The following is a 25735-nucleotide window of genomic DNA, read 5'->3' on the forward strand; positions in this document are numbered from 1 at the left end:
GATCGGCTGTAAAAGGAGGGTACAGATGAACTTTCAAAAGATGTTGCTTGTCAGTCTCGGAGCCTTGATTGTCTTTTACCTATTCCGGGAACCAGCACCGCCACCTGACTACAAAAAGAAGTTTAACGAATCCATCGATACCGTGATTAAACTGGAAAACGAAGAACTCGTACGACGGAACCACGATCCGATCGTCCGAAAAGAAACGGGAATTGAAGTCAGTGATGACGGGGACTGGATTGAATTGTCCTATGATGCACCTGTGCAGGGAGGTAAGAAGTCACTGCAAGAAAGTGTCTATCAAAAGCAGGGTGACCAGTACGTAAGGAAAGAATTGAAAACGGTGTCGGATGAACTCGACAAGGCAAAAACGACGTATATCGAGAACTTGGGAATCAAATGACAAAATTTTTTATTGTAACGGAAAAACGCTTATGCCCTGAATATACGAGGCATAAGCGTTTGTTTGATTATTCTTTGATCGTCCACGTATCCCGTAGTTCGATGATCGTTCCTTCCGGTGCCTTCAGTTTACTGAGATGACCGTCGACGACGAAGTAAATATTACCGCCATGTTTCGGCAAAAACGGCATGCCGAGTTGTTCGAGCCGTGCGACTTCCGCCTGTAAATCATCGACATACAATGCGAAGTGGACGGGACCGGCCGCATGTTTCGTATAGGACTTCAATGTCTCGTCGACTTTGTTTGTCTGGAGTTCGATATAGAAGTCACCCAGCTTTAACCAACTGTTGAAGGCACGTGTATGGAAATCGGGTGATTCCTGGATCAGCTCGAAGCCGAGTTGTTCGTAAAAGGTTTTTGACGCGATGTAATCAGTCGTCTGGATACAGAGATGATGGATTTGTTTCAATGAAATAACGTCCTTTCCAGTCAGTCACAAAATAGATTATGTTCAGCGATTCCGGTTTAAATTTTAGCATAAACAAACGTCCGCTTCCTATGAGGAAACGGACGTTTTTCATGATTCCAGTTCAAACTTCTCTGTCTGATCAGTCAAGTAAGCCGATGTTTCATTCAACGTCTCAACCAGGACATGTAATCCGGTAATCGTTGCAATCATCTGTTCCGATGCTGCGGCGACTTCTTCATTACCGGCCGTATGTTCTTCGGCAACGGCGGCAATTTCTGTCAACGCACTGCGAATCCGGGCTTCCGTCCGGGCGACATCAAGCATTTGCCTGCGCATATCAGACGCCGACGCAGCGACAGTTCCAACTTGTCCCGCGATTTGCGAAAACGAGCTGTCCGTCGCTTGGATTTCCTGCTGCCCGAGTCGTGTCTCTTGGAGGGTCTCAACAAACCGGACTTCCATTTGTGTTGAATTCCCGGTGATATTTTGGACGATGGCAGCGATTTGATCGACACTGCTTGCGACATGGGTCGACAGTTTCTTGACTTCGGTCGCGACGACAGCAAATCCTTTTCCCTGTTCGCCGGCACGCGCCGCTTCGATGGCGGCGTTCAATGCCAGTAAATTCGTTTGCGCCGCGATGTCACGGATGATCGTCACGAGCGCCTGGATATCGTTCGATTGTTGTTTCAATTGTCGAACCTGCTCCGTGGCTTCGGCGACGTGCGTATGAATCGTGTTCATCCGGACAACGGATTGTTTCATCTGCGTTTGTCCTTCTTGCGACACGCTTCGCATCGTTTCGACCGTCTGTTCGATGTCTTGACTGTCGTCAGCCGTCTTTTGGACAAGCGCGGAGAAGCCGGTCATCTCGTCCGTCAAGGCGAGTGTCGTATGTGTCTGACTTTCGGTCCCCATCGCAATTTCCGACATCGTTTCGGCAATCTGCGTTGAACCGTCGAGCACTTCCGTCGTGCCGGCGTCGATGGCTTGACTGGTTTCTGTCACGAGCACCGTCGTCCGTTTGATGTCGACGATCATCAACCGAAGCGTTTCATTCATTTGCTGAATCGAGCGGGCGAGTGCGTAGATTTCATCTTTTGCCGGAATCGTCAAACGGTGCATCGTCTGATGGGCCAGCTCGAGTTTTCCATCGGCAATCATCTTGGCGACGGACTGCAGGGTCTCAAGCGGTTTCAGTTTCCGGCCGAGTATGTAATAGAGAAGCCCCAGCGTCACAACGAGTAAACCGATCAACAGACCGATAAAAAGCGGCAACGTTTGTTTGAGCATCGCCGTCGTCAAGTTTTCGACGTCTTTCGCTGCGATGTCGGTTCCTAGAATACCGATGATGTTTCCGGTCGGACTTTTTAACGGAACATAGACGCTGATATATTTTCCGAATTTTGGATCATCGATGACATCGGTTGAGTGGATCTCTCCGCGTAAGACGTCCTTCATGTCGGAGGCAACAGCACCGGTTGCCGGATCATTGATGTTTGCGGCCTCTGCAACCGGTAGACCGTCAATCAATAGTTTGACCTGATTTTGGTCCACTTTTGCCGTGTAGGCATACAACAATCCGTTTTGCTTGCGGAGTTGATCCAGTGATTCTCGTAATTCATCATAGATCGCGTCATTCGTAGGATTTTTTAAAAATTCTTGATAAGCGGCGGAATCGACGGAGGCTGAAATCCGGAGCGCATCCTGTTCCGCTGTTTTCTTGAGTGTCGATAGCGCGGTTTGTTTAGTTGTCAGGTAAAGCGAGACGCTACTGAAAACAAAGAACAGGATGAGAATCAAGCTGATGATGAGTAGTAAACGTGTTCTGATGGAATGAGTCCGTGTTGTGTCCATATAATCCTCCTGGTGATGTTTTGCGTGTTGCTTATCTATTTTATCGGCTGAAATTTTAAAAAGTTATAGCGAGCGTAGTAAATAAAGTACGAGGTGAACAAAAAAACGTGCGGGATATCCTATTACTTAAAAAAGTTTACAGTTAAATAGTTTAGTGTTAAATTATTTAACGTGGTAAGTAAAAATGCTGGTTGGACAGAATAACAACCAAAAGGATGTGGGGACAATGGAACAAGATCAACTTTTTAAGATGATTCATACGGTGGAAGCTGTGACAAATGAAGCCATTATTGATTGGAACGCTCGTTTTCCGCACAAAATCGGCATCTCACCGATTTTGACATTAGGGGAGTTAAAACGAAAAGGACCTCAAAATCAAATGAAGTTAGCGGAAACACTTGGTTTTACGGGAGGGGCGATGACGAATATCGCCAAAAAACTGATCCAGCTTGAACTGGTCGAGCGGGTCTACAACGAACAAGACCGGCGGCAGGTGTTGCTCCAAATCACAGAGCAGGGCGAACAGGTCTTAAGTGAAGCTCAGGCGATCGGAAAACAACAGTATCTTGAACTGTATGACGTGTTGGATGAAGAAGAGATTCGGCTTTATTTAGCAATCAACGAAAAACTGTTGACCCATATCCGGGCAAAGCGGGAGAACGGAGTGAAACGATGAATCGAGTAGCGGGAAAAGTAGCGTTGGTGACAGGAGGTGCGTCAGGTATCGGCTTATCGGCAGCAACATTGCTTGCGGAAGAAGGTGCTGCGGTCGTAATAGCAGATTACAACATAAAGGGTGCAAAAGACGTGGCGGCCGGTTTACGGAGACAAGGAAAACAGGTTCAGGCGGTCTTCCTGGATGCATCGGAAGCCGATTCGATCCAGAATGCCGTTACATTTACCGTCGAAACCTATGGAAAACTTAACATCCTGTTTAACAACGTCGGTCTGACGAATCTTCAGAAAGATCTCGATGTCGTCGCGATGGACCTCGCGGAATGGGATCGTTTGATGAACGTTAACGTCAAAAGTGTCTTGCTCGGTGCCCGTTATGCGATTCCACATATGAAACAGGCTGGCGGCGGCTCTATCATCAATACAGCTTCGATGTCGGCTTTTGCGGGCGACAGTATCCGCTCGGCTTACGGAACATCGAAAGCTGCCATCGTTCAGCTGACGAAGTATATCGCGACGCAGTACGGGAAGGATTTGATCCGCTGTAATGCGATTGCTCCCGGTTTGATTTTGACACCGGCAGCAAAAGCCAACATGAGTCCCAGTCTGCTTGCGACCTTCGAAAAATACAATGCCCTCCCGTATCACGGTGAGGCGAATGACATCGGACATGCCGTCGTTTATCTTGCGTCGGACGAATCAAAGTTCATGACCGGGCAGACCTTACAAATTGAAGGTGGACATTATATCGGCAATCCGACCAGTCCCGATTTTTTAGCGATGCAACCTTAACATCAAGAAACGGAGTGAATGAAGATGAATCGATTAGCAGAAAAAATCATGTTAATTACCGGTGCCGGAAGTGGCATGGGTGAAGCAACCGCATTAATGGCGGCGCGTGAAGGTGCCGTCGTCGTCGCGACCGACATCAATGAGGAGGCCGTCCGTGCTGTCGTCAAACAGATCTTGCTTGAAGGGGGTCAAGCATATGCCTTACACCACGACGTCTCTTCCCGTGAAAGTTGGCAAGACGTCATCGACATGATTGAGCGGGAGTTTAATCGACTGGATGTTCTGGTCAACAATGCCGGCATTGCGTTGAGTACCCCGTTTTTAGAGCAGAACGAAACCGATTGGTCCCGAATTTTTAACATCAACATCAACAGTGTTCTGCTCGGGATGCAACAGGCGATTCAGTTGATGCAGGAGACCGGGGGTTCAATCGTCAACATCGCTTCGATTTCTGCCATCAGCGGAATGGCAGGAGCCGGTGGTTATACGGCATCAAAAGGCGCGATTGATGCGGTGACACGGGCGGCGGCTGTCGATTACGGCAAGTACAATATCCGGGTCAATGCCGTTTACCCGGGTTACATCGAGACGAAGATGAGTGCCCCGTCGATGGCCGCGTATAAAGACTATTTTGAACAGGTAATTCCGCTTGGCCATGTCGGACAAGCCGAAGAAGTCGCGCACGCTATTCTTTTCCTCGCAACAGATGAAGCGAGCCATATTTCGGGAATCGGTCTTCCGGTAGATGGTGGCGTCACAGCCAGATAACTGAAATGAAAGACGCTGTCCATCCGACAGTGTCTTTTTTATGGAACAACAGGTCAATTGGTAATGAAAATCCGTTTTTAAAGAATTTTTTTACAAAAAAAACGGTACAATGGAAGGTGAAAATGACAAACGAAATGAGTGGATATTCATGCTTCAATCATGGAAAAAACGAATGCTGTACGGATCGGCGGGCCTGACCGTTTTGGTCAGTGCAGGTGCTTTATATCTCGGATTGCGTCCGGAGGAACCAAAAGCCGTTTCCTATCCGGTCATTTCGAAGGATCTCACGACGATGACGTTTACACCAAAAGATGGTCAGGTCATCCTGCTGTATGGAAGCGATATTAACCGTTATAAAGAAACACAGGATGATCCGCAAGAACCGGGATTGATGACGACACTCTCGAAAACGGGGAAAGAGCTGAAGGCAGAAGCAATTGCTGACCCGGATTTCTATCTGATGATGCTGTCGCAAAAAGGAACGGATCCGCGGCACATCTATGCACATCACCCGGATGGCATCGAAGCAGATCACTTTTTTACGTACGATTTAAAACGGGGCACGTTTACAAAACATGAGGTGCCGAATACAGCGATCACATCCGTTGCCCATTACGGGAAAGATGTCTGGCTGGAATCCAATGCCTCGAAGCCAAAGGAAAAAATTCAGTTAATCAACGTCCGGACAGACAAACGGTATCCGATTGAAGACCGGCTGATGCCGGTCTTTGATTCACCGATTCTTGAACTGGATCAGACGATTGCTTATGCCAACAACGGTACCGAGGATGATAAAGAAGGGGCGGCCGGAATGGTCCTGCTCGACCAGACGACCGGAAAATCACGCGTCATTCGAAAAGCGGACGAACCGTATGCCTATACGGCGTTATACGGTGCGAAAGAGACCGCGTATTTTGCAACGACCGACGGCGTGATGATCCGGCTGAAGACGAACGGAACGATGCAGCAAAAGTCATTTTCAGTATTGGATGATGTCAACTACTGGGCGACGGAACCGATGCGGATGATCAACAAACAGACCGGTTATCAAATCATCGGCACCGGTGAAAACGATACGGATCAACGGCTCGTTAAGTGGACGTTCGGACAAGCGTTCCGGGTTGAACCGGTCCGATCTGATTTTTGGAAGGAGGGAAACTATTACCGTTACCTCTACCGGAATCCATATAAGAAGACGTCATATTTCACGGAAAGTAAAACATCATTTTCCGGAAAAGGCCGATTGATTATCACGGATGACAACTTAAAAACGTTACGGACGATACCGGTCGAAGGAGCAAATGGTGTGGACTTTGTGATGGATTAACAGCAAAGGGAGGAAATGAAATGGCTTTTGAAGAGGTGTATTTGACGGCAATTCAAGCACGGTTCCGGGCCGTCCGCGAACCGGCAGAGCAGGCACTCGGCTGGCTGAATGAGGAACAGTTCCATCAGACACTTGCACCCGACACGAACAGCGTGGCACTGTTGATTCAGCATATGACAAACAATATGACATCACGCTGGACCGATTTTTTAACGACGGACGGGGAAAAGCCGGACCGCAACCGGGACGCCGAGTTTGTCGACCAGGGTCATGACAAAGGGACCTTGCTGACACTGTGGAACGACGGCTGGCAACTCGTCGAATCAACGCTTGCCTCCTTGACACCAAACGATTTGGAGCGGACCGTTTTGATTCGCGGTGAACCGCATCTCGTCGTCGACGCGATTGAACGGCAGCTCGCGCATTATGCCTATCACACCGGACAGCTGATTTTTTTGATGAAAATCCTGCTTGGACCGGACTTCAAACCATTGACGATCCCGTTGCCGCATCAGCGGCACTGAACAAAACAGACCTGCCTCTTTTTACGAAGAGACAGGTCTGTTTTTATAGTGTACGTGCACTTGGGGTACCGAAGGATTTAGTCGATAATGAAATCGTAAAAGCATGCTCGCCCTTTTTAAGTTTGATGCCTTCAGGAGAATGGATACCAGCTAATGATCTTCCGACCATGGACTCATTAATGGTCGACTTTTCTAACATCAACAGGTCATATTCAGATGCGTGGAATGATCTGTTCCGAAACTCGACACCCGTCATCAAGGATTTTTTCAAATCATTTGATTCTTCGGACCACTCATTCATCGTATCCTCCAGCTCATATCTGTAGGACCGGTAGCCTTTTGTGCTGTCAAACTGTTGACTGAGTTTCAGTGATTTTCCGTCATATTGACCGGGCTTGATTGTCTCGGAGAACCAGATTTTCTGCTTGCCCGACGCAAAATGCTCTATTCCGGTCAGGTAAAGAGGTTGATCCGTTTGACCGGTCATGACATAGGTAGCGTTATTTATAAATGCGTCTGCCGGTTTTTTGGACTCATCCAATTTAAGTGTCAACGGGAGCTCCATTGGTTTGACGACTTTTTTCGGCACGGCTTCTTCCGTACTGCAACCGGCAAGTAAAAGTGCCGATAGTGAACAGACAAGCAGTTGTTTCAACATCCACGTCACGCCCCTCATATGTAAGTACATTCAGTGTAAGGGGAATGGATGATATTTACAATCGGATTAGGTGTCATAGGAAGGAAGGGTTACATGAAAAAACGTTTTATTCTCTTGCTGTCGCTCGGACTGTTTGGCTGTTCGACGACTTGGAATCAAGAACCGGCGGAGTCGACAGCAGCTAAACACATTCTGTATGTCGCTCCGACCGGCAAGGATACGAATTCCGGTTCGCTTAAGCAACCGCTGAAAACGCTGAAACGAGCCAGTCAGCTCGCGAAAGCCGGGACAACGGTCTATCTGCGTAAAGGAACATATCCGGAAGCGTTAACCGTCAAGTACAGCGGGACGAAACAAGCACCGATCGTCTTCCGGAACTATCAAAAGGAGAAAGTAGTCTTAAGCGGGAAAACGCTGAAGCAGAAAGACGGGGACACGGCACTCGTCCGGATCGAAAATCGACAGTACGTGACGATTCAAGGACTGATTGTCGCCGACATTGCGACGAAACGAACCGATGAGACACCGATCGGAATTTTTGTTACAGGAACCGGACGGAACATTCAATTGATCGACAACCAGGTCCGGCGAATTCAAACCCATGCGAAAGACGGCAACGCCCACGGGATTGCAATCTATGGAACCGGTCGTTTGAAGCAGATCACTGTCCAGGGTAACCGGGTCGAAGATAACCGGCTCGGGGCCAGCGAAGCCTTGGTGCTGAATGGTAACATCAACGGTTTTTCCGTCACGGACAACACTGTTCGACGGAACGATAACATCGGCATCGACTTAATTGGATATGAAGGGGTCGCAACGAATCCGGCAGAAGATTATGCACGGAGCGGGACGATTGCCGGGAATCACGTTTCCGACAGTTCAAGTTACGGAAATCCGGTCTATGGCAAGGAGTACAATGCAGCCGGTATTTACGTCGACGGCGGCAAACAGCTGACGATTGAAAACAATACCGTCGAGCGGAATGATATCGGGATTGAAGTAACAAGTGAACATGCAAAGAAGTATGCGGAAGACATTACGGTCCGTGGAAATCTTGTCCAACAAAACCGGTTTACCGGTGTTTCAATCGGCGGATACGATAAAAAACGAGGTGGAACGAAACAGGTCCGGATTACAGGGAATCAGGTCTCCGGCAATGATACGAAAGGGCTCGAAGGGGGACAGCTGCTGATCCAGCACGATGTCCGTAATAACCGGATCGACCACAATACATTTACGACGGGGCAAGACAATCTGTTTGTCGCCCACTTCTTTAAGACGAGCTCCGGGAATCAATTCGAACAGAACACCTATCGCTTGGCTAAAGGAACAGCGAGGCGTTGGATTTGGCAGGATCAAGAATACCGTACTCAAACCGCTTTTGAGCGGGCAGTCATACGATGAATGAAAAACAGACGTCATTCTTCTCCTTGAGGGAAGGTGACGTCTGTTTGTTTACCGGACTCGTATTTTTTTAAGCGTTGTAGCCGACGAACAGTGTGAAAAGCATTAAACAGGCTGAACCGATGATACAGGTCAGGCAGATGACGGTCGTAAAAATACGCAACGGCAACGGCAAGCTGACCTGTTTTTTCCAAACAACATACACGACGACGGCACTCGCCATCATCAGTAAAGCCAAAATCGAGAACGGTAACGCCCGTTCCTGAATCAAATAAAAAATATCCAATGTCTCACGTCCTTTCTGTCAGATTCCGAATCAAAGGGGCTGTCCCCTGCAAAATTGAACTCCATTACGCTATACTAATTATTGTAACATATGGATGGATCACCCAAAATGAAATTAAAGAAAGAAGGGGAGACGATTGGCACAATCACTACGCAGATCAGCAACAGACCGCTCGATCCAGGGGGTATGCGGCGGACTCGCGGAACACTTCGGTATTTCGTCATTGGCCGTCCGTCTGATTTTCCTTGTCATTCCGCTTCCGATTAATTTAATCATTTACATGATTCTCGCTAACGCGATGGCGGATGCACCAAGAACGTTGTAAAACAAATGAACAAAAGGGGGCATGACGATGACGAACGGAATGATTGCACTTCGTGTGTTAGGCATTTTGATTGGTGCGATCGTCGGTTTACTGATTGTTTACGAAGCGAAGGGGACCTTTGATGTCAGTGTCCTACTCGGATTCGTGGCCGGTGCTTTGATTTTTGCCCTGATTAACATCATTTGGTTACGCGTCAAAAGATCTTAAACAGCAGGGGGAAATAGGCATGACTTACTTAATTTGTACGACGTGCGGGGTCCAGATGGATGAGAACGTAACACAGGACGACATCTGTCCGATTTGTACGGACGAGCGGCAATATGTGAATCCAAACGGTCAATCGTGGACGACACTTCCGGATATGATTTCGTCCGATACATATCAGACGACCGTGACGGAGGAACAACCGGGACTTTCGAGTCTCGTCACGACACCGAAGTTCGGGATCGGGCAGACGGCTTATCTCGTCGCGGGAACCAAACGGATTCTTTGGGACTGCATCACCTATCTCGATCAGGCGGTCATCGATGCAGTGGGTCAACTCGACGCGATGGCCTTGTCGCATCCGCACTATTACGCGACCCAGGTCGAGTGGGCGGAAACGTTTGAAATTCCACTGTACATTCATGAAGCAGATCAAGAGTGGGTGACGCGACCAAGTGAACAGATTGTCTTTTGGTCCGGTGACCGTTTGGAGTTAGCTGACGATGTAGTGTTACACCGGATCGGCGGTCACTTTGACGGGGCGACCGTGCTCGAATGGACGACGGGGGACGAAGGACGCGGGATTTTACTGACGGGAGATATAGTCCGTGTCGTTGCCGACCGGGCATGGGTCAGCTTCATGTACAGTTATCCGAACCTGATTCCGTTACCGGCGGCAACCGTCGCTGAGATGGCGTCTGCCCTAACAGACGTCCGCTTTAATCAAATCTACGATGCGTTCCATAAAATCGTCGTGACGGATGCCAAAGCCGCCGTCGCCCGTTCTGCCAGCCGCTACATCGAGGCGCTGAACGGACACGTTAAGGAACGTGAACGGCAATGATTCTTGGTCTGTACGAAGCACATCTGCCGGTCCGCGATTTACAGCAATCCATCGAGTTTTATGAGGGACTTGGGTTGAAGGTCGATCACATCGTGGATCAGAAAATCGCATTTCTCTGGATTGTCGAGGATCAGAGTTGGCTCGGTCTCTGGCAAGCGGACCAAGTCGAACTGCCGTATCATCCGTCGATCCGGCATATCGCCTTTCAAGTCTCGCTCGACGGCTTACGAGATTCGGTCCGTTGGCTGACGGAACGTGGTTATACGCCACGCAAGGCATTTGGTTTTGAAGGGACGGAACCGTTCGTCATGCCGATCGCCCAGCATGCCCATGCGAAGATCCATTTTAATGATCCGGACGGCAACAGTCTCGAGTTCATTACAAAGCTCGAAAATCCGCTCGGGGCGCAGGAGTATATGTACTTAAGTGAATGGGAGACTCTTTTAAATGACCGTGGTTTCACTCTGAAATAAGCAAGTCCTCCTCGATTCTTCGTGAATCGGAGAGGGCTTTTTTGTGTATTGGATCTTCAAGAATCACTTCCAGCAGAAAGATGTTGTTGATTGGTATTAAGTTGTAAAGAAGGGAGAAGATATTCCCAAAAAAGACCTGTTTTGAGCGATGGGTCAATGTTTTGAGACGTATGAGCAGAATGATGTGCACGTCAATCATGGCTTGTTATGATAACAGCACACTAAAAAATGTTTCGATAAAAAATATCTTTCTACTCATTTTCTAAAAATCAAAGTACTATTCGACCCGAAGGAGATTAACCACGTGACGACACCGCTATCTAACAATCAAACACTTGCCTCTACAGATGTCCTTGAAGCCTTAAACACGAATGTTGCGATGATCCGTTTTGATACGCAACGCCGGGTCGTTGATGTCAACGACTTGTTTGCCAAGACCATGAAGTACAAACGCGACGAGATGATTGGTATGCACCACCATCTGTTTTGCCGAGCGGACTTTGTGAACAGTGAGGCATATCAAAAATTATGGAACAAACTACTGGCCGGTTTCAGCTCGGCTGATAAAATCGAACGGATTGACGCCCGCGGCGACTCGATATGGCTTGAAGCAACTTATATGCCGATTTATGAAGCAAACCAAGTCGTCGGCGTCGTCAAGATAGCTTCTGATGTCACGGACCGGCAAGAAAACATCCAAGAGTATGCGACGTCCTTTGCCGGCATCGCAATGGATCTTGATGACCGTTCCATGCAAGGCAAACAGGAGAGCCGTCAACTGAAACAAACGATCGAGAAGATGGCGGACGATGCCAAAGAAAATTTACGGACACTCGCGAATCTGCAGGAACAGTCTTCCGAGATCACAAAGATTACCGGGACGATCAAAGAGATTGCGGCGCAGACGAACTTACTGTCGTTGAACGCCTCGATTGAAGCAGCACGCGCCGGTGAGCATGGAAGCGGCTTTAACGTCGTTGCGACGGAAGTCCGTAATCTCTCGAAGCTTGTTGAACTGGCTGTCGTCAACGTCCGAAATACGACGGAACAGATGAACAAGGAGCTGGAGCGGATTCAACAGGGCATCACGCGGGCAAACGCTGATGCCTCGTCGAGTGTTTCCGTCATGGAAGAGACGTTGCAACGGTTTGAGACCGTCAGTGAGTCGGCCCATGAACTGAATGAAACGGCAAAGAAATTCACGACAGTCATTTAAATGGGAAGTCACAACCTAAGTTCCGACATGACTTGAGACTGAAGACGAAGTGGTTTTTCTCTTTTTCGAGAAGGACCGCTTTTTTGTCATTTTGAATCGTTTTCCTGAAACATACTTTGATCCGTCAAGTTGTTTTAGAGGATGACTCTTATATGTCCTGAGATAACCGAATCATATCGGTGCACCGGATACCGTTTTCAATAATGTCCCCTTCGTAGTGCCGCAAGAAGAAGTTCAGGTCGACTCCAACAATCCGAAATCCACATTTTTGATAAAGTGCCAACTGGCCAATGCTTGAATTTCCTGTCCCGATTTCGATGGTTCCGTATCCCATCGCTTGCGCGGTTTCGATGGCATGTTGTAAGAGATATTTTCCGATGCCGCTTCCTTGATACTTCTCGTCTACTGCAATATTTACGATTTCGATCGTTTGCGGTCTCGTGGGTAGAAGCACATGCACCCCGACCAGCTGATCTCTTGTTTCAGCAACGAAACAACGGCTTCTTTGCAAATACTCTTCGACTATTTTCTGAGACGGGTCCGCTAATAGCAAAAGCTCCATCGGCGGATTCTCATGAGCTGACAGTTGACGGATGTTTATCTCCATAGATGCCACACTCCTCACAGTTAGTTTTGATGCACTCGTTCTTCAATGGGTCAAGATTCTGCACTCCTGTTTTTTCATTTCTACAAGTTAAAGTCATATCCCCTGAAACGGGATATGGCTTTTTTTTGATGCGTTCATCTGATCCGAACAAAGGCAGCACACACCACAAAAACGATACCGTAGCCGCAAAATAAAAGAATCTGTTCGAGACGGACCTCAAACGACAATGAGAGGGACAGGGCAGCGTAAGACAATGGAACCAGACCGTTGGACGCGGCATTGACAAGGCTCATGACCCGTCCCATCATTTGTGGTCGTGTCGTCGTTTGAATCGTCGTCAAAATCAGGACATTGATGATGGAGGAGATGCCTCCCATTGTCAGCAGCAGCAGAACGCCTTGCCAAACGTGTCCGATTTGTCCGAGTAACCCAAGACCGACTCCAAGCAGACCAATCAACGACAGCAACAGGCGAAACGACTGGTTGATCGAGTGGTTGAAGCCGATCCAAGCTGCCCCGAGCAACATGCCGAGCTGATACGCACCTTGAAGATAACTGAGATCAAGGGCTTGACCGCCTAAAACCCGATCGACTAGTAACGGTATCCCCATCAGCAACGGACCAAAAAAGAAGAAATTGATGATAATCAGCAGGAAGAGGATCCGTCTTAAGTATTGGTCGGCAAACACATAATGAAATCCTTGCACGAGCTCAAGCCAAGCGGAGGTACGAGTCGGATTGTCTACTGGATGTTCACGAATAAACAAGGTACCGAGCGATGCGAGCAGAAGAAACAGTGCAATCGTCAAAAATAAGAAGTGGAACGATGAGAAGGTAAGCAGTAACCCGCCAAGCAACGGTCCGGAGAACAATGCCATTTGATTGGAGGTTTGTAGAATTGAATTGGCCCGTGTCAGATCATCTTTTGAAACGAGGAGTGGCAACAGGGACGCACTGGCCGGGGAAAAAAAAGCATCGATGCAACCGAACGTAAAGGCAAATACAGCGAGTGGAACAATCGTCAACAGTTCAAGGTGATAGACGAACAGCAGGAACAACACAAAGGTGAGCCGTATCAGACTGGAATACCGTAAGATGATCGATTTCTTGAACCGATCGGCAATCACACCGCCGAACACCATTAAAAAAATCCGCGGCAACAACGTCAGCATCAAGACGAGACCTAAATACGCATCGAGTTTCAAGACACGGAGGATATACCACTGCTCGGCAAACAGGTAGGTTGATAGGGCGAGAAAGGAACAGGTACTGGCGAGCCACAGCGCTCGGAACGAACGGTTCTTTAACAGCGGTTGATGAAGTCCCGATTCAGTCGCCTGCATCTCGTCCCTCCTCATCCTCTTGAAATAACGGTGCATCAATCTCAAACGCCGTTGCCATTACGTAATATAATTTTTTGTCCGCTTCAGCCGTCGAAGGATCCTGTTCGATGTCCTGCAACAGTTCCCGGTATTGTTTCGTAAACATCAAGAATTGCTCAGGTGAAAGTCGGAGTTCTTGTTGGAACGACAAGCTTTCCCAGTCCTCTACGTCAGAGGAACGCGGGGCAAACGAGCGGTCAGGCGCCGTCAAGATACGTGTTTTCGCCCGGTCAAGCACCTCGACATAAGACTGGCGTGTCGCTTGTTTCGTCTCAACAAGATTCAGGAGATGATCAGCCGGAATGAATCCGCGGGCGACCGCCTGATAAAACTTCAATACATTTCCGCCTCGGACTTCTTCCTCGACGAGTTGAATCAACTGATACTTTTCGAGTTCCCGCAGATGATACAAAATCTTTGCCCGGGAGACGTCAAGTTTTTGAGCCAATTGCTGACCGGTATGTGGCTGTTCAATCAGATGCATCAGCATTTTTGTCCGCATCGGATCACTGATGACTTTGAGTTGTTCATACTGTTCGAGAATCAAAATCGCCTGCTGTTCCATGACTAACACTCCTTTTTATTAACCGGTTAACTTTTATTAACTATGAAGTTAGTATACCTGAATGATTGACAAAATAAACCATTTTCTTAAAAGAAGGATTTGTTCAGTTAAAGCAGAACGTTAAACAAAGAACAGATTCTGAACTTACAGAGGAGTGATTCACATGAACCAAGCTCAAGAAATTCAAATCCAGACTGTAATCCAACGTCCTGTCGCCGAAGTCTGGACGTATTGGACGGAACCGGAACATATCAAAGCCTGGAATGCCGCCTCGGACGATTGGCATACGACAGAAGCGACGAATGATGTTCAAGCAGGTGGTCGTTTTTCCAGTCACATGGCGGCAAAGGATGGAAGTGTCGGCTTTGATTTTTCCGGCGTCTACCTAGAGGTGATTCTTTATGAAAAATTAGCGTACACGATTGACGACGGACGGCATGTAACGGTACGGTTTACAGCGAACGGGGAGGAAACGGAAGTCGTTGAAACGTTTGAAGCGGAGTCGGTGAATCCTCCGGAAATGCAGCAGGCCGGTTGGCAGGCCATCCTCGACCGCTTCAAAGCATACGCGGAACAACACTGAATACGAGCAGACAGCAAAAAGCCCGTCCAATCTGGAACGGGTTTTTCTCATGTTCAGTTGTTGACTTGAATGATGCGGAAAGACACGGATCCATCATCCCGGACGACGCTGTAACCAAGTCGCCCGTTCGTGAAGACCGGTTTTGAATATTCTCCTTCCTGGTCCGTCAACGGGACGACGGTTCCATTCGACAGGTCCGTATACAGAAGTTGATTGCGTTCTTCCCGGAAGACGATATGATCCGGCGTCAGAAAACAAAACCCGTCAATCAGATAATACGGTTCGGAGGTCTTGTAACGATAGGATATATGGTTCGACACGTGAGCTTGAAATCCCGAAGAACCTTCCGCTCCCGTCGCCAGATAATGCTGTCCATAAGCGAAATCAAACGGCATCGTCGTCTTTTTGACGGCTTTTCCGGAAAGTGTCGTATAGGCGGTCGTCTTTTCGTCCGCTTTGTATGTTGTTTGATCGAGAAGAATTCCCGCATCACCGTCCCGTAAGTACTGGGCATAGTCACCACTCCGGGTTTCTGCTTCCTTCACTGTCAGTGTTTTTTGTGTCGTGACGTATCCGGTCGCCGCATCATATTTTTGGACGAGTGACCGGGTCTGATCTTTCTGACTGATGTGTTTGATCCAAGAGACATGTGCCGTCGTGGCTTGGAGATCCGGGTAAAAACGAGACGATTCTATTCCGTGATCAAGTTGTTGAAGCGAACCGGTTGCTAAGTCCATCACTTCGAGTGTCCAGTTGCTGTCCTTCCCGTTGTCCTGATAACGGATCCAGAACAGTTGTCGTCCGACACCAACCAGCTTATAGATGGTTTGGCTCGTCGAATATAGTTTCTCCAGGTGCCGATCCGTCAGCGAGTAACGGAAAATCGAACTGTCTTTTTCGTTTGAGGCATAAAAGTACACGGCTGCTTCATCGATATAGCTTGGACCGGACAGGTAAGGGTAACGTTGATAGACATCTGTTAAGTCGTAACTCGTACTTGGTCCAAGTGTCGAAAAGTCCTCACTGCGGATTAATTCTGTTGGTGCCGGTACCGGCTGAATTGATTCCGTCTTCGGCTGACCGCATCCGGAAATAAGTAAGATAAGGCTGAATAAGCCCAATTTCATGAAAGTAGACATACACACAAAACTCCCATTCTGGTTTAAGAAAATGAAACTCTATCAGTGTAGAGGGAAAAACGTGCATTGCCCTAAAAAAGAAGGGAAGCTTACAGGAATGTAAGCTGATGTTTCCTTCATGAATATTCTGAATGTTCGTTTAGTAACTGAAAGACCGGGGATATATATATCTAAAAGATACTATCTAAAAGATATAGGAGCGACTTATGCCAAAAGAAAACATGACCCGGTATGCGATTTTAGGGCTACTGGCGAGCGGATGTACGTCAGGCTACGAAATGAAACATACGATTGATACGAGTCTCAACCACTTTTGGAAGATCAGCTTCGGGCAGGTCTATCCGATGTTGAAGACGTTGGTGCAGGAAGGGTTAATCGTCGAAGAAACCGGAGAGGGGGATGACCGGAAGACGTTTGTTCTGACACCGGACGGCGAGGCGGAACTCGGACGCTGGGTCGAGGAGCCGACGACCGAACTTCCGGTCCAGCGGAACGAATTGTTGCTGAAACTCTATTTTGCCCGGCATGAATCAAAGGAGATGACGATTCAAAAAATCGACCAGCATGCTGCTCTGCTCCGGGAGCGATTGGAGACATACCAGATGATTGAACAATCGATTTTGGCCTACAAAGAAGCGGATGACGCCATGTATTGGCTGCTGACGCTTGATTACGGCAAACGCAAGACACAATCACTGCTGGAATGGTGTGAAGCGTCCGTTCAGACACTCGAAGGAGGAACATCATCATGAAACGCGTGATCGCGACACCAAATGAAGACATCGTCGTATTCATCATCGGCTTACGGATCAACCGTCTGCGATCGGTCCGGAAATGGTGGCCGACCGTCCAGGCGATGACACCGATGATTGAGGAATGTTATGAGCAACAGGTTGGTTTATTGTCGCATGAGATGCTCGTCGGTTGGCGGTCGGTTACGTTGATTCAGTATTGGCGTTCCTCCGACGCTCTGATTGCCTATTCGCACGGTAACCGTCACCTGACCGCGTGGAAAAAGTTTAATCAGTCGTCGCGGGCGAGTAACGCCGTCGGGATTTTCCATGAGACGTTTGAAATCAGCAACTATGAGACGATGTATGTCAATCTGCCGACGCGGGGACTGGCGAAAGCGGTCGGAGAGCGTCCGGTTCAGAAGCATCAGGAACAGGCGAAAGACCGCCTCGCGGAACGCAAGCCGGTGTCGACACGTGAATAACGAAAGTAGGGAGCGGACTCCAATGATCCGCTCCCTTGCTTATGTTTATCGCTCGACCCGGACCAATGTTTCCCCGCAATTTTGACAAATCGAATTCATCGTCTCGGTACACTCTTTACAAAAGGTACAGTTGTGCGAACAATGATACGTTTCCTGACCTTCTTCAAATGTCTCCGCACAGCGGGTACAGTTTGTTGCCTGCATGTCGTTCACCTCACTTATGTTTGATCTGTCTTTATTGTACGAAAGCAGAAAAGAACCGGACAGACGATTTTCCTTGGAATTCAGTAGCTTCACCTGAAAATGAATGGTAATTTTAAGATATGTCTTCATAATATTAGGAGGGTTGAAAAATGGACGAAATTGATTATGCGATTCTCCATGCGTTACAAGCTGACGGACGAATGTCCTGGACGGAACTCGGCAAAACGGTTGGTCTGTCGACACCGGCCGTCAACGAGCGCGTTAAGAAACTCGAGGACCGTGGTGTCATCGAAGGATATCGGGCCGTCATTAATCCCGTTGCGCTTGAGAAAACCATTATGGCGATTTTGATGTTCGAAGATACAAGATGCGACGCGTTTATCGCGTTTTGCAAGGAGCATCCGGATGTCGTCGAGTGCCACCGGCTCGCCGGAACGTTTAACTTCATGGTCAAATTGTATACGCCGTCCGTCGAGGCACTGGAAACGTTTATCGATGCTTCGATGAAGTACGGCAAACCGTCGACCTGGATCCGCTTGTCGTCACCTGTTGCGTTTAAGGCGTTTACGGTCGGAAATGGGATTTTGATATGAACGTTTCTATCAAACAACGAATCGAACAAAAAGTCGGTTTGATCCATTCTATTTATCCCGTTGCCGAGCAGGGGGGAACAGCCATCGTCTACCACGTGAAAACGTTAGGCGGCACCTATATCCTCAAACAGGCAAGCTTACCCCGATACCGCGAGCGGTTGGCGCAGGAAGCGACAGTGATGCAGACGTTCAAGTCAAAACATATCATTATCCCGACTTATATTGATTATATGGAAGACGAGCAACAGGATTATTTACTGATGTCCTACATAGCAGGTGAGACGTTGACAACGGCACTGGCGGGTGCTTGCGAGTTACAACGATTGGCATTGATCCGTTCATTCGGACGGTTCCTCAGACAGTTTCATACGAGCGAGACTATTTCTACCCATTCTTCACAAGACTGGCTGGACAAATGGTTCGCGCGAGTTGCTTCACACATTATCCATCAAGCAGCCGGAACCTGTTCCGGCGACGTGGATACACGGGGATTGTACGACGGATAATCTGTTGGTCCGAGACCACGCAATCGTTGCGTTTATTGATGTATCCGGAATGACAATCGGCGATCCACGCTACGATGAAGCCTTGGCGACACGGTCTTTTCGGTATAATGCCAAGATGCTCGATGCCTTCTACTCCGGATATGGATATTCACCAATATCAGAAGAAACATTTCACTATTTTGATGACGGATTATATGAATTTTATTGAACAATTTGGAAAGCAAAAACGGCTATCTCCTGAATATTAAAAGGAAATAGCCATCTTGATTATTTTTTCTATTAAGTACAACACCTTGTCGCTTGATCGACCTGATCTTGCGGAATCAGTAATTGGTCGCCCTCAACTTTAAACTCAATGTCATTGGCTTTTAGCCGTTCCATTTGAGCGGGTGTACTTTCACCCCACGGAACGGTTTTCGGTTGCTCGGAAGTACATCCGACGAGCAGTAGACTACTTGCGAACAGCAATGGTTTTAACATGAAATCATCTCCTGTCAGTCAGTCCGTGAGTTTTTGTTAAAGAACAACCGTTTTAATTGCAGTCCGTCGCTTGGAAAGCCACTAGTCAAGCGGATCGGAATCAGATTAAATAAAATGAAAATGATGGATATCTGTATAAATGGTGGAGCCAACAGATGCATGACCGAACTTGGAAAGAGCTGACTTAATCCGGCGACGAACAATCCGGCTATAAAATTCGCGAAAATCCCGCCGAGTAACAAGGCAGCTCTTTGTCCACGTCGAAGCGGGACTGTTGGAGGATATGGTTGATATAAGCCTTCCCATATCTGCTTTTTGGCGACGGAAAAATGACCGATTCGTAAGAATGGTTCACCTTTGCCGATGGAAACTGATTTTAGCCTCAGACCGATCAAACGACCGACGAGCGCATGACCGTATTCGTGCAGAATCAGACTCGGTAAGTAAAAGGCAAACATGATTAGATTGAACCATAGTAAACCCATGTTCTTCCTCCTCTCATTAACAAACATAACAAAAATTGGATGTTGAAAGCAACTTACATAATTGTCATTTATTCATCTAGAGATTGAAAAAGGAGACTTATTATATGAACCTGTTAACTGATTCAACTTTGCCAATTCGCATATTTCCAGCTCAGCGTAAGGATTACCGCAAAATCATTTGATTGTACCACGGCTGGGGATCAAGCGTGACAAAATATGAAGAATTCGCACGGATGCTCTCGGAACAAGGATTTACGGTCATTGTGCCGGAACTCCACCTGCATGACTGCCGCAATGCGCTAGGTGCGTATTTTGATCAAGGAATAGTCGAACGTCACTTTTGGGAAGTCGTGTTTCAAAGCATCGAGGAATCGAGCACACTCGTTCAGCAGCTGAACGTTCCAAGAGAGGACATTATTTGGCTTGGTGTCTCGATGGGAGGATTCATCGCAAGCGGTGCTGCTGCTAAACACAACGGTAGCGCAGGGGTGATTAACATCAACGGGTCCGGCTCCTTCCTCTTTTCGGAACAGCTTTTCCGAAGCCGTGACAAAAGAGACGATTTAACGGTAGAAGAAGAACGACGCTTGCTTGCATATGATCCTGTCCTGCAAGAACAGTCTACACGAACATTATTCGTACATGGACAACGCGATGCGGTCATTCCGATTGAAACGCAAGAACACTATGTCCAAAAGTCTGTTGGAACGAACAATAATTTGACGTTTTTCAAATATCCATTCATCAACCATACCGTGTCGGATCAGATGATAGCGGACACCTTGCTTTGGTTGGATGAGCGTTTTTAACGAGAATAGACAGAAGAACCGGACACCTGCTTGAGATGCCCGGTTTTTTAATAGCGTGTCATCTGAAGCGATGCCGTACCGAAGATGATGATCAACGAGGTAAAGGCCGCTTTCGTGCGGGGAGAAAGCGGGATGTTTTCTTGCTTTTTTTGAAAATAGACATAACCGTAAACACCGCTCATTAACATCGTGACGAGAGCGAAGAGTGACGCGATGGAAGTCAGCATACGATTTTTCCTCCTTCAATTCTTACCGTAAGATTTTCTCGAACGCTTTTCCTTTTGCCAGTTCATCAATCAACTTGTCGAGATAGCGGATTTCCCGCATCAACGGATCCTCGACGTCTTCGACACGGACGCCGCAGACGACACCTTTGATTAACAATCGACGTTCCTGCATCTGTGGGGCATCCGCAAAAAAGGCTTCGAATGTCGTCTGATCTGCTGTCAGCGTTGCAAGTTGTTGTTCCGAGTAACCGGTCAGCCAGCAGATGATCGTATCGACTTCCTGTTTCGTCCGACCCTTGCGTTCCGCTTTTGTCACGTAATGCGGATAGACACTCGAAAACGCTGTCGTGTACAAGCGATGTTTCGTCATCGTATTTCCTCCTCATGACTAATTATTACCAAAAGTGTAGCATACCGAACGCTCGAAATGGACCCCTCCAGATAAAACAAAGACCGTCCTTTTCGCATGAAAGGAACGGTCTTAACCAATCATTTTTTTAAATCGATGACATGGAATTCAATCTGTGCTCCGTCTGATACAGCGTACGCCAATTTTCCGTTTACATAAATCGGCTTGGATGTCGTATCGGCCATATCCGTTAAAGGAGCGACGGTCCCATGCGCAAGATCGGCGTACCAAATTTTTGATATGCTCTCCCGGAAAATGACGCGGTCAGCCGATAAAAAGCGGAACGCGTCAACCGTCAAGCGGTTGTCCGACGGTTTGAACTGGTACCCCGTTCGTTGTCCTTTCTTAGGCATAAAGAGAGCGGAGCCTTCTTCTCCGATTGCAACATACTTTTTATTGTGTTCAAAATCAATCAGCCCGTTCATCCGTCGTTTGAACGTGCCATCAAACGTCTCGAGCGTCGGTGTTTTATGACTGTTCTTAAACGTGCTTGTATGCAAAATCAGTCCGGCATCGCTCCGGCGGAAGTCAAATGGATACAGACCGTCCCGCTTTTTACCTTCCTTCAAAATGTAATCCTGATGAATGATGATTGCATCCTCACCGATATCAAACGACTTGAGGATTGTTTTCGTTCGGGTTGGTGTCGCTTCATGCGTCATCCAGGATACCCGTTTGGACGACGCATCCAGATAAGGAATCGCCGTGTCATAACGGCTGATGCCTTGATCAAGCGTATTGATTTTTTCCGTCTTCAAGTCCAGCAAGCGAATCGCCCATTTTTGTCCGGACTTGGTTTGATTGTATTCGACCCAAAACAGGTAATGCAACACTCCGGTCATCATACCGATCGTCCGGTTGACCGTATGCAGCACTTGGTTATCGTTCGACCCTTGGATGTAGCGGTAAATGTAACTGTTAATGGTTGTATCACTCGTTTGTTTAACGTGCGTATAGTAGATCGATTGCTCATACAGATAGTCCGGAGCGATCAGGACGTTTTGACCGGTAAAAAACGACGACAGATTGTATGTCTGATGTGTTCCGAGCGAAATCTGGTCCGTCTTTTTCTTCAGCGGCACATATTTTCCATAGTCGGACAAAGGGGAACTGACCGGTTCAAGATTTGGGGTCGGCTCAGCCACCTGCGGGTCTGCCTTGATTTTCGACGGTTGCTTGGCTGAATAAGAATCGGTGCATCCTGCGGTGACGACAAGTGACACCATTAAAGCTGCCGTAAGGGCTGTTTTCCAGTGCATGATCTGTGTCTCCTTTTAGACGAAGTGGTCATCATCTACGGTTTTGTTTTCTTCTCCAACGCATCGAGACCAAAAAAGCGGAAATTCCGGACATCACAATCAAATACAACAAAAAGACGAAGGCGAATTCGCCATAATCTTCAAGACTGTTGAATGGATTTGCTGTAATGAACGGCTCAGGTAGAATCCCGATCAAAAACAGCGGAATGAACAGCAGGAAAAACCGTTTCCAAAAATAATACTTTTACGGAGTGCCGGTACGTATGTCCATTGATTTCTTCCTTCCCATCTCCAGAATCGATTATCCTATTTTTAACATATTATATCATTTATTGTTTAAGTTGATGAATAAATTTAAAATAAGCCATCAATAAAAAGCGGTCCAGCAAACACCCCATCGTCGGGTGATTGCTGGACCGTTTTAGTCTCTTACTTGATCTTTAAAATGACCTTGCCTTTGGCACGACCAGACTCGGAATACTCGAGTGCCGCCTGTGCTTTTTCAAACGGATAAATTCGATCGATGACCGGTTTGATTTGTCCCGTCTCAATCCACTCTGAGATGTGTTCCAGTTGGCGTCCGCTCGGTCGCATGAACAAAAACGTGTATGTAACACGATGTTTCCGTTCGAGCCATGTCTCGCGAAGAGTCAGCAGACGGAACAGGTTTGTCTTCAGGAAACCGGACCGGTAGGACTTACCGAACCGTCCGTTCGGCAAACCGGAAATCGAGACGATTTGTCCGCCCGGCCGGACGATTTTAAACGAGCGCCGGAGTGTCTCACCGCCGATTGTATCGTAGACGCCGTCATAATCATGGAGGACTTCGTCAAACGCTTCGGTCCGGTAATCGATGATTTCATCAGCCCCGAGTGACACCACGAGGTCGTGTCCCGCGGGGCTCGCCGTCGTTGCGACGTACAAGCCCATCGCTTTCGCAAGTTGGATGGCAAAGGTTCCGACGCCGCCGGCACCTGCCTGGATCAGAATCTTTTGTCCCGGTGTCGCCTGCAGGACATCATGCAGCGCCTGATAGGAAGTCAAGCCGACGAGCGGGATCGACGCGGCTTCCTCGAACGAGAGCGAAGCCGGTTTTAGGGCAACCATCTGTTCATCGATTGTGATGTATTCGGCAAAGGTCCCGATCCGGTTTTTCTCGGCCCGGCCGTAGACGGCATCCCCGACTTGAAACTGTTTTACGGCATGACCGACCTCAACAATGACTCCGGCGAAGTCATTGCCGAGAATCAGCGGGAACTGATATGGAATCAACAGCTTGACGTCACCGTCCCGAATCTTAAAATCAACCGGATTGATGCTCGCTGCGTGAATTTCCACAAGAACGTCATGCGGCCGGACGTCCGGGCGGGGCTGTTCGGTTTGTTCGAGCGGTACCTGGCCGTATTTTGAAATCGTCATCGCTTTCATGAAAATCCTCTCCATTTCCTGGTTCTTCTGCTTTTAGTCTACCAGTTGATCCAGCGGGAGAACACTTTGAGTGATTCATTCGGACATGATAAGCTAAACAGGAACAGGGAAAAACTGGAGTTTGGGGTGAATGAGATGAACAAGACTGGAGAACGATTGTTACGGCTGTGGTTACGTGTGCCGCGGTTCGTTAAACGGATGGTGCCGCTCAGTCTGACATTGTACGTCCTCTTACTGATTGTCACGAACGGAGTGGTATCGATCCTTCATTTTGATATCGGATTAGTCTCATGGCGCGATCTCATCATCAGTTTAGCCGGAGCGGCGATTCTTGTTCCGGTATTCAATCAGTCAAAAGGGGAAGATAAAATATGAAACAATCGGAACAGGAAGAACCATTGACGGGCGGGAATGTCTCCGACGTCTCACGGATCGGGGATACGGTCAGACGGGAACAAAAACCGGAGAGTCTTCGAGTCCACCGGGTACTGCAACATCTTGAGCAAAAAGGATTTGAAGGAAGTCCGCGTTTTTTAGGAATGGATCCAGAGGGGCGCGAAATTCTGTCGTTCATCGAAGGCGAAGCCGGGAATTATCCGCTTCAGCCGTATATGCGGTCAGACCGTGTCCTCGAGGAGACGGCCCGGTTGTTAAGGGGATACCATGATGCCATCGCTGATTTTCCGGTACCAAACGATTGGCAGCCGCTCGACAGAACACCGGAACCGCTCGAACTCATATGTCATAATGACTTTGCTGTCTATAATGTCATCTTCCAAAGCGAACGGCCTGTCGGAATCATCGATTTCGACGTTGCTGCCCCGGGACCGCGGATTTGGGATGTGGCCTACACGCTCTACACCTGTGTCCCGTTAAGCCGGCATCAAATGACGGCAGACGGTGAGCCGGCTCATTATAATCCGGTTAACGATCAGGAACGGATTCGGCACCGAATCAATCTGTTTTTGTCTTCCTACGGCAAAACGGAGCTGAAGGGCGAGATGTACGAAACCGTGCTGCTTCGTGTGGAAGCATTGATCAAAACGATTCACCGGAAAGCGGCGGAAGGTGACGAAGCGTTTCAACAGATGATCGAAGAGGGGCACGTCACGCATTACGAACAAGAACTCGATTTTCTCGAACGCGAGGGAGCCGACTGGTTCCGGTGAACCGGAAATGTTGAAAGGGTTCGCCGCCGGTTTAAACGGACGAAGAATGGAGAATCATCATGTTGGAAAAATTGAAGGATACCGCAAAAAAATTAAAAAAGCAGATTTTTATTTTGTATTTTGCCTACCAGGACGACCGGGTCGCCTGGTATACCAAATTATTTATGGCTTGTGTTGTTGCTTATGCATTCAGTCCGATTGACTTGATTCCAGATTTCATCCCGGTGTTAGGGTATTTGGACGACATCATTCTTGTCCCTTTAGGCATTCTGCTCGCGTTAAGGATGTTACCGCAGGAAGTCATCGACGACTGTACCGTAAAGGCAGAACAATGGATAATGGTCGATAAACCGAAAAATTGGTTTGTTGGCGCGTTGATCCTGTTGCTTTGGTGCACGCTGACCGTCTGGATGGGTCTAAAGATTTATGATGCCGTCCGATAGGGCCAA

At 48.0% G+C, this 25735-nt stretch carries 37 protein-coding genes; 22 read left to right on the forward strand and 15 right to left on the reverse strand.

What is annotated here, in order from left to right; genetic code table 11:
• Positions 1-25 precede the first annotated feature (25 nt).
• Positions 26-403 (forward strand): hypothetical protein, encoded by a 378-nt coding sequence (locus AC3IRK_RS08065; RefSeq protein WP_131503825.1) that lies wholly within the window; start codon positions 26-28, stop codon positions 401-403.
• A 67-nt stretch (positions 404-470) separates the two neighbouring features.
• Here AC3IRK_RS08065 and AC3IRK_RS08070 read toward each other — a convergent pair whose 3' ends face one another.
• The gene (locus AC3IRK_RS08070; protein ID WP_131503824.1) at positions 471-872 is read right to left on the reverse strand and encodes a VOC family protein; all 402 of its coding nucleotides are present in this window, start codon (positions 870-872) and stop codon (positions 471-473) included.
• Between the two features lie 108 nt (positions 873-980).
• Complete coding sequence (locus AC3IRK_RS08075) at positions 981-2729, reverse strand: HAMP domain-containing methyl-accepting chemotaxis protein (RefSeq protein ID WP_131972710.1); 1749 nt, start codon at positions 2727-2729, stop codon at positions 981-983.
• A gap of 226 nt (positions 2730-2955) precedes the next feature.
• On the opposite strand from AC3IRK_RS08075, the gene AC3IRK_RS08080 reads away from it, so the two are divergent.
• From AC3IRK_RS08080 to AC3IRK_RS08100, 5 genes are all read left to right on the forward strand, one after another.
• Positions 2956-3405 (forward strand): MarR family winged helix-turn-helix transcriptional regulator, encoded by a 450-nt coding sequence (locus AC3IRK_RS08080; RefSeq protein ID WP_131972709.1) that lies wholly within the window; start codon positions 2956-2958, stop codon positions 3403-3405.
• Positions 3402-4196 (forward strand): SDR family NAD(P)-dependent oxidoreductase, encoded by a 795-nt coding sequence (locus AC3IRK_RS08085; RefSeq protein ID WP_489169799.1) that lies wholly within the window; start codon positions 3402-3404, stop codon positions 4194-4196. The genes AC3IRK_RS08080 and AC3IRK_RS08085 overlap by 4 nt, the downstream gene beginning before the upstream one ends.
• 24 nt (positions 4197-4220) lie before the next feature.
• The gene (locus AC3IRK_RS08090) at positions 4221-4964 is read left to right on the forward strand and encodes an SDR family NAD(P)-dependent oxidoreductase (protein WP_489169800.1); all 744 of its coding nucleotides are present in this window, start codon (positions 4221-4223) and stop codon (positions 4962-4964) included.
• A gap of 148 nt (positions 4965-5112) precedes the next feature.
• The gene (locus AC3IRK_RS08095) at positions 5113-6291 is read left to right on the forward strand and encodes a hypothetical protein (protein WP_489169801.1); all 1179 of its coding nucleotides are present in this window, start codon (positions 5113-5115) and stop codon (positions 6289-6291) included.
• A 20-nt stretch (positions 6292-6311) separates the two neighbouring features.
• Positions 6312-6815: a DUF1572 family protein gene (locus AC3IRK_RS08100; protein WP_489169802.1), complete on the forward strand. Its 504-nt coding sequence runs from the start codon at positions 6312-6314 to the stop codon at positions 6813-6815.
• Positions 6816-6858: 43 nt separating this feature from the next.
• Here AC3IRK_RS08100 and AC3IRK_RS08105 read toward each other — a convergent pair whose 3' ends face one another.
• Positions 6859-7473 carry a hypothetical protein gene (locus AC3IRK_RS08105; RefSeq protein ID WP_489169803.1) on the reverse strand — a complete coding sequence of 205 codons (615 nt, stop codon included), beginning with the start codon at positions 7471-7473 and terminating at the stop codon, positions 6859-6861.
• Between the two features lie 93 nt (positions 7474-7566).
• Between AC3IRK_RS08105 and AC3IRK_RS08110 the strand changes: the two genes are divergently transcribed.
• Positions 7567-8877, forward strand: a complete 1311-nt coding sequence (locus AC3IRK_RS08110) for a right-handed parallel beta-helix repeat-containing protein (protein ID WP_489169804.1) — start codon at positions 7567-7569, stop codon at positions 8875-8877.
• A gap of 70 nt (positions 8878-8947) precedes the next feature.
• Here the strand turns inward: AC3IRK_RS08110 and AC3IRK_RS08115 are convergent, their stop codons facing one another.
• On the reverse strand, positions 8948-9163 hold the full coding sequence (locus tag AC3IRK_RS08115) for a hypothetical protein (RefSeq protein WP_188004344.1): 216 nt from the start codon (positions 9161-9163) through the stop codon (positions 8948-8950).
• A 136-nt stretch (positions 9164-9299) separates the two neighbouring features.
• Between AC3IRK_RS08115 and AC3IRK_RS08120 the strand changes: the two genes are divergently transcribed.
• The 5 genes from AC3IRK_RS08120 (at position 9300) to AC3IRK_RS08140 (ending at position 12225) form a co-directional block, all read left to right on the forward strand.
• Positions 9300-9488: a PspC domain-containing protein gene (locus AC3IRK_RS08120; RefSeq protein WP_188004345.1), complete on the forward strand. Its 189-nt coding sequence runs from the start codon at positions 9300-9302 to the stop codon at positions 9486-9488.
• A gap of 27 nt (positions 9489-9515) precedes the next feature.
• Positions 9516-9695 carry a hypothetical protein gene (locus AC3IRK_RS08125; protein WP_489169805.1) on the forward strand — a complete coding sequence of 60 codons (180 nt, stop codon included), beginning with the start codon at positions 9516-9518 and terminating at the stop codon, positions 9693-9695.
• A 19-nt stretch (positions 9696-9714) separates the two neighbouring features.
• Entirely contained in the window at positions 9715-10536 is an 822-nt protein-coding gene (locus AC3IRK_RS08130; RefSeq protein ID WP_489169806.1) for a hypothetical protein, read from the forward strand.
• Entirely contained in the window at positions 10533-11009 is a 477-nt protein-coding gene (locus tag AC3IRK_RS08135; protein ID WP_489169807.1) for a VOC family protein, read from the forward strand. Before AC3IRK_RS08130 ends, AC3IRK_RS08135 begins: the two co-directional genes overlap by 4 nt.
• A gap of 304 nt (positions 11010-11313) precedes the next feature.
• On the forward strand, positions 11314-12225 hold the full coding sequence (locus tag AC3IRK_RS08140) for a methyl-accepting chemotaxis protein (protein ID WP_489169808.1): 912 nt from the start codon (positions 11314-11316) through the stop codon (positions 12223-12225).
• A gap of 148 nt (positions 12226-12373) precedes the next feature.
• On the opposite strand, the gene AC3IRK_RS08145 is transcribed toward AC3IRK_RS08140, so the two are convergent.
• From AC3IRK_RS08145 to AC3IRK_RS08155, 3 genes are all read right to left on the reverse strand, one after another.
• A complete protein-coding gene (locus tag AC3IRK_RS08145) occupies positions 12374-12826 on the reverse strand; it encodes a GNAT family N-acetyltransferase (protein WP_489170727.1) in 453 nt (150 codons plus the stop codon).
• Between the two features lie 140 nt (positions 12827-12966).
• Positions 12967-14175: an MFS transporter gene (locus AC3IRK_RS08150; protein ID WP_188004349.1), complete on the reverse strand. Its 1209-nt coding sequence runs from the start codon at positions 14173-14175 to the stop codon at positions 12967-12969.
• On the reverse strand, positions 14162-14779 hold the full coding sequence (locus AC3IRK_RS08155) for an ArsR/SmtB family transcription factor (protein ID WP_131972698.1): 618 nt from the start codon (positions 14777-14779) through the stop codon (positions 14162-14164). Before AC3IRK_RS08155 ends, AC3IRK_RS08150 begins: the two co-directional genes overlap by 14 nt.
• Positions 14780-14942: 163 nt before the next feature.
• Between AC3IRK_RS08155 and AC3IRK_RS08160 the strand changes: the two genes are divergently transcribed.
• Positions 14943-15362 carry an SRPBCC domain-containing protein gene (locus AC3IRK_RS08160; RefSeq protein ID WP_489169809.1) on the forward strand — a complete coding sequence of 140 codons (420 nt, stop codon included), beginning with the start codon at positions 14943-14945 and terminating at the stop codon, positions 15360-15362.
• A 53-nt stretch (positions 15363-15415) separates the two neighbouring features.
• Here AC3IRK_RS08160 and AC3IRK_RS08165 read toward each other — a convergent pair whose 3' ends face one another.
• Positions 15416-16501: a hypothetical protein gene (locus AC3IRK_RS08165; protein ID WP_489169810.1), complete on the reverse strand. Its 1086-nt coding sequence runs from the start codon at positions 16499-16501 to the stop codon at positions 15416-15418.
• A gap of 206 nt (positions 16502-16707) precedes the next feature.
• Between AC3IRK_RS08165 and AC3IRK_RS08170 the strand changes: the two genes are divergently transcribed.
• Positions 16708-17253: a PadR family transcriptional regulator gene (locus AC3IRK_RS08170; RefSeq protein ID WP_489169811.1), complete on the forward strand. Its 546-nt coding sequence runs from the start codon at positions 16708-16710 to the stop codon at positions 17251-17253.
• On the forward strand, positions 17250-17717 hold the full coding sequence (locus AC3IRK_RS08175; protein ID WP_489169812.1) for a DUF4188 domain-containing protein: 468 nt from the start codon (positions 17250-17252) through the stop codon (positions 17715-17717). The genes AC3IRK_RS08170 and AC3IRK_RS08175 overlap by 4 nt, the downstream gene beginning before the upstream one ends.
• Positions 17718-17762: 45 nt before the next feature.
• Here the strand turns inward: AC3IRK_RS08175 and AC3IRK_RS08180 are convergent, their stop codons facing one another.
• Positions 17763-18050: a DUF1272 domain-containing protein gene (locus tag AC3IRK_RS08180; protein ID WP_489169813.1), complete on the reverse strand. Its 288-nt coding sequence runs from the start codon at positions 18048-18050 to the stop codon at positions 17763-17765.
• Between the two features lie 20 nt (positions 18051-18070).
• Between AC3IRK_RS08180 and AC3IRK_RS08185 the strand changes: the two genes are divergently transcribed.
• From AC3IRK_RS08185 to AC3IRK_RS08195, 3 genes are read left to right on the forward strand one after another with little or no spacing between them, the layout of a single operon-like run.
• On the forward strand, positions 18071-18514 hold the full coding sequence (locus tag AC3IRK_RS08185; protein WP_489169814.1) for an Lrp/AsnC family transcriptional regulator: 444 nt from the start codon (positions 18071-18073) through the stop codon (positions 18512-18514).
• On the forward strand, positions 18511-19020 hold the full coding sequence (locus AC3IRK_RS08190) for a phosphotransferase (protein WP_489169815.1): 510 nt from the start codon (positions 18511-18513) through the stop codon (positions 19018-19020). Before AC3IRK_RS08185 ends, AC3IRK_RS08190 begins: the two co-directional genes overlap by 4 nt.
• 4 nt (positions 19021-19024) lie before the next feature.
• A complete protein-coding gene (locus tag AC3IRK_RS08195) occupies positions 19025-19228 on the forward strand; it encodes a protein kinase family protein (protein WP_370528924.1) in 204 nt (67 codons plus the stop codon).
• A gap of 71 nt (positions 19229-19299) precedes the next feature.
• On the opposite strand, the gene AC3IRK_RS08200 is transcribed toward AC3IRK_RS08195, so the two are convergent.
• Both AC3IRK_RS08200 and AC3IRK_RS08205 read right to left on the reverse strand, forming a co-directional pair.
• Positions 19300-19500 carry a putative periplasmic lipoprotein gene (locus tag AC3IRK_RS08200; protein ID WP_131972690.1) on the reverse strand — a complete coding sequence of 67 codons (201 nt, stop codon included), beginning with the start codon at positions 19498-19500 and terminating at the stop codon, positions 19300-19302.
• A gap of 14 nt (positions 19501-19514) precedes the next feature.
• A complete protein-coding gene (locus AC3IRK_RS08205; protein WP_489169816.1) occupies positions 19515-19985 on the reverse strand; it encodes a site-2 protease family protein in 471 nt (156 codons plus the stop codon).
• 182 nt (positions 19986-20167) lie between these two features.
• On the opposite strand from AC3IRK_RS08205, the gene AC3IRK_RS08210 reads away from it, so the two are divergent.
• Positions 20168-20794: a serine aminopeptidase domain-containing protein gene (locus AC3IRK_RS08210; RefSeq protein ID WP_489169817.1), complete on the forward strand. Its 627-nt coding sequence runs from the start codon at positions 20168-20170 to the stop codon at positions 20792-20794.
• Between the two features lie 47 nt (positions 20795-20841).
• Here AC3IRK_RS08210 and AC3IRK_RS08215 read toward each other — a convergent pair whose 3' ends face one another.
• The 4 genes from AC3IRK_RS08215 to AC3IRK_RS08230 form a co-directional block, all read right to left on the reverse strand.
• The gene (locus AC3IRK_RS08215) at positions 20842-21021 is read right to left on the reverse strand and encodes a hypothetical protein (RefSeq protein ID WP_489169818.1); all 180 of its coding nucleotides are present in this window, start codon (positions 21019-21021) and stop codon (positions 20842-20844) included.
• Between the two features lie 22 nt (positions 21022-21043).
• Complete coding sequence (locus AC3IRK_RS08220) at positions 21044-21391, reverse strand: DUF2200 domain-containing protein (protein ID WP_489169819.1); 348 nt, start codon at positions 21389-21391, stop codon at positions 21044-21046.
• Positions 21392-21510: 119 nt separating this feature from the next.
• A complete protein-coding gene (locus AC3IRK_RS08225) occupies positions 21511-22689 on the reverse strand; it encodes a hypothetical protein (RefSeq protein WP_489169820.1) in 1179 nt (392 codons plus the stop codon).
• 429 nt (positions 22690-23118) lie between these two features.
• Positions 23119-24117, reverse strand: a complete 999-nt coding sequence (locus AC3IRK_RS08230; protein WP_489169821.1) for an NADP-dependent oxidoreductase — start codon at positions 24115-24117, stop codon at positions 23119-23121.
• 135 nt (positions 24118-24252) lie between these two features.
• On the opposite strand from AC3IRK_RS08230, the gene AC3IRK_RS08235 reads away from it, so the two are divergent.
• Genes AC3IRK_RS08235 through AC3IRK_RS08245 form a run of 3 tightly spaced genes read left to right on the forward strand, consistent with a single transcriptional unit; the run spans position 24253 to position 25729 of the window.
• Positions 24253-24492: a hypothetical protein gene (locus AC3IRK_RS08235; RefSeq protein WP_489169822.1), complete on the forward strand. Its 240-nt coding sequence runs from the start codon at positions 24253-24255 to the stop codon at positions 24490-24492.
• Positions 24489-25286 (forward strand): phosphotransferase, encoded by a 798-nt coding sequence (locus AC3IRK_RS08240; protein ID WP_489169823.1) that lies wholly within the window; start codon positions 24489-24491, stop codon positions 25284-25286. Before AC3IRK_RS08235 ends, AC3IRK_RS08240 begins: the two co-directional genes overlap by 4 nt.
• Positions 25287-25345: 59 nt before the next feature.
• Positions 25346-25729 (forward strand): YkvA family protein, encoded by a 384-nt coding sequence (locus AC3IRK_RS08245; RefSeq protein ID WP_489169824.1) that lies wholly within the window; start codon positions 25346-25348, stop codon positions 25727-25729.
• The last annotated feature ends 6 nt before the right edge of the window (positions 25730-25735 follow it).

It is taken from the genome of Exiguobacterium sp. GL_137 (assembly GCF_057834585.1).